Origin of the sequence: Acinetobacter minutum, from assembly GCF_035916735.1 — a bacterium.
Taxonomy (GTDB): Bacteria; Pseudomonadota; Gammaproteobacteria; order Pseudomonadales; family Moraxellaceae; genus Acinetobacter.
This window is the reverse complement of sequence record NZ_JAQIHG010000052.1, coordinates 1-3,560: the sequence shown is the minus strand read 5'-3', so window position 1 is coordinate 3,560 and position 3,560 is coordinate 1. Positions and strand designations below refer to the sequence as shown.

Sequence of the window (3,560 nt, the reverse complement as noted above, 5' to 3'; positions counted from 1 at the left end):
AATATTTAATTTAGAGCTAAAGATTGCAGAACTTAGTAAATAAGCTGAAATAGCAAATTTATTAACTTCTGTGATTTAAGTATCACGGTATTAAGCATGACCTGACGAAGGCGTGTTTATTCATTAACAGATTGGCAAAATTGAGTCTGAAATAAATTGTTCACTCAATTCAGAAGACAGTAGCAAGCAATTGTGAATGTTGAATGAAATTGAGAACTAGCAAATTAACTGAATCAAGCGTTTTGGTATATGAATTTAGATTGAAGCTGTACAGTGCTTAAATGCACGGGCAACAAACTGTGGATTAGCTAAGCAATTAGTTAATCTGTCTTGATCCTACTTGTAGGGATTAACGACTGTTTGGGGTTGTATAGTCAAGTAATTAAGTGCATGTGGTGGATGCCTTGGCAGTCAGAGGCGAAGAAAGACGTGATAGCCTGCGAAAAGCTTCGGGGAGGCGGCAAATATCCTGTGATCCGGAGATGTCTGAATGGGGGAACCCACCTATCATAAGATAGGTATTGCATGATGAATACATAGTCATGCAAGGCGAACGAGGGGAAGTGAAACATCTCAGTACCCTTAGGAAAAGAAATCAATTGAGATTCCCTTAGTAGCGGCGAGCGAACGGGGACTAGCCCATTAAGTTATCTAAGTTTTAGTGGAATGCTCTGGGAAGTGCAACCATAGTGGGTGATAGTCCTGTACACGAAAGGGCTTAGATAATGATGTCGAGTAGGGCGAGGCACGTGAAACCTTGTCTGAATATGGGGGGACCATCCTCCAAGGCTAAATACTCCTGACTGACCGATAGTGAACCAGTACCGTGAGGGAAAGGCGAAAAGAACCCCTGTGAGGGGAGTGAAATAGATCCTGAAACCGCATGCATACAAGCAGTGGGAGCACCTTCGTGGTGTGACTGCGTACCTTTTGTATAATGGGTCAGCGACTTATATTCAGTAGCGAGGTTAACCGTATAGGGGAGCCGTAGAGAAATCGAGTCTTAATAGGGCGTCTAGTTGCTGGGTATAGACCCGAAACCGGGTGATCTATCCATGAGCAGGTTGAAGGTTGGGTAACACTAACTGGAGGACCGAACCCACCGTCGTTGAAAAGCCGGGGGATGACTTGTGGATAGGGGTGAAAGGCTAATCAAACTCGGTGATAGCTGGTTCTCCCCGAAAGCTATTTAGGTAGCGCCTCGGACGAATACCATAGGGGGTAGAGCACTGTTTCGGCTAGGGGGTCATCCCGACTTACCAAACCGATGCAAACTCCGAATACCTATGAGTACTATCCGGGAGACAGACTGCGGGTGCTAACGTCCGTAGTCAAGAGGAAAACAATCCAGACCGCCAGCTAAGGCCCCAAAATCATAGTTAAGTGGGAAACGATGTGGGAAGGCATAGACAGCTAGGAGGTTGGCTTAGAAGCAGCCACCCTTTAAAGAAAGCGTAATAGCTCACTAGTCGAGTCGGCCTGCGCGGAAGATGTAACGGGGCTAAAACTATGTGCCGAAGCTGCGGATGTATACTTTGTATACGTGGTAGGGGAGCGTTCTGTAAGCCGATGAAGGTGGATTGAGAAGTCTGCTGGAGGTATCAGAAGTGCGAATGCTGACGTGAGTAACGACAAAACGGGTGAAAAACCCGTTCGCCGAAAGACCAAGGGTTCCAGTCCAACGTTAATCGGGGCTGGGTGAGTCGACCCCTAAGGCGAGGCCGAAAGGCGTAGTCGATGGGAAATTGGTTAATATTCCAATACTTCTGTGTAATGCGATGAGAGGACGGAGAAGGTTAAGTCAGCCTGGCGTTGGTTGTCCAGGTGGAAGGATGTAGGCATGTATCTTAGGCAAATCCGGGGTACTCTATGCTGAGATCTGATAGCAAGCTGTACTTGTACAGTGAAGTGGCTGATACCATGCTTCCAGGAAAAGTCTCTAAGCTTCAGTTACACAGGAATCGTACCCGAAACCGACACAGGTGGTCAGGTCGAGTAGACCAAGGCGCTTGAGAGAACTCTGCTGAAGGAACTAGGCAAAATGGTACCGTAACTTCGGGAGAAGGTACGCTGCCGGCGGTGATAGGACTTGCTCCTTGAGCTGCTGGCAGCCACAGAAACCAGGCCGCTGCAACTGTTTATTAAAAACATAGCACTCTGCAAACACGAAAGTGGACGTATAGGGTGTGATGCCTGCCCGGTGCTGGAAGGTTAATTGATGGGGTTAGCGTAAGCGAAGCTCTTGATCGAAGCCCCAGTAAACGGCGGCCGTAACTATAACGGTCCTAAGGTAGCGAAATTCCTTGTCGGGTAAGTTCCGACCTGCACGAATGGCATAATGATGGCGGCGCTGTCTCCAGCAGAGGCTCAGTGAAATCGAAATCGCTGTGAAGATGCAGTGTACCCGCGGCTAGACGGAAAGACCCCGTGAACCTTTACTGCAGCTTGACATTGAACTTTGACCTTACTTGTGTAGGATAGGTGGGAGGCTTTGAAGTTGGAACGCCAGTTCCAATGGAGCCGTCCTTGAAATACCACCCTGGTAATGTTGAGGTTCTAACTCTGACCCATAATCTGGGTCGAGGACCATGTCTGGTGGGTAGTTTGACTGGGGCGGTCTCCTCCTAAAGAGTAACGGAGGAGTACGAAGGTGCGCTCAGCGTGGTCGGAAATCACGCGTAGAGTATAAAGGCAAAAGCGCGCTTAACTGCGAGACCCACAAGTCGAGCAGGTACGAAAGTAGGTCTTAGTGATCCGGTGGTTCTGTATGGAAGGGCCATCGCTCAACGGATAAAAGGTACTCTGGGGATAACAGGCTGATACCGCCCAAGAGTTCATATCGACGGCGGTGTTTGGCACCTCGATGTCGGCTCATCTCATCCTGGGGCTGAAGCAGGTCCCAAGGGTATGGCTGTTCGCCATTTAAAGAGGTACGCGAGCTGGGTTTAGAACGTCGTGAGACAGTTCGGTCCCTATCTACCGTGGGCGCTGGAAATTTGAGAGGATCTGCTCCTAGTACGAGAGGACCAGAGTGGACGAACCTCTGGTGTACCGGTTGTGACGCCAGTCGCATCGCCGGGTAGCTATGTTCGGAAGGGATAACCGCTGAAAGCATCTAAGCGGGAAGCCTACCTCAAGATAAGATTTCCCTAGGACTTTATGTCCTCTAAAGATCCGTTCAAGACTAGGACGTTGATAGGTTGGATGTGGAAGCATAGTGATATGTGAAGCTGACCAATACTAATTGATCGTGAGGCTTGACTATACAACACCCAAACAGTTGTTGTATCAAGCTAGATTCAACATCAATACTTGATTTAGTTAAAACTAAAGCTAAAATGAACACCTTAAAGTAAGATTCAATACAGCCCAATCTGTTCAAGATTTGGTGAAAGATCGGCATCCAAGTAAGACCGAAAAAACACCATAACAGTTGTGCTGGCGACAATAGCAAGAGTGAACCACCTGATCCCTTCCCGAACTCAGAAGTGAAACCTCTTCGCGCTGATGGTAGTGTGGGGTTACCCATGTGAGAGTAAGTCATCGCCAGCTCATTATTC

Annotated in this window: 2 rRNA genes; both read left to right on the top strand. The window is 48.0% G+C overall.

From position 1 onward, the window contains the following. Positions 1–372: 372 nt before the first annotated feature. A 23S ribosomal RNA gene (locus tag PAE54_RS12180) occupies positions 373–3,265 on the top strand. 172 nt (positions 3,266–3,437) lie between these two features. Further along, positions 3,438–3,552 (top strand): 5S ribosomal RNA (gene rrf / locus PAE54_RS12175). Positions 3,553–3,560: the final 8 nt, after the last annotated feature.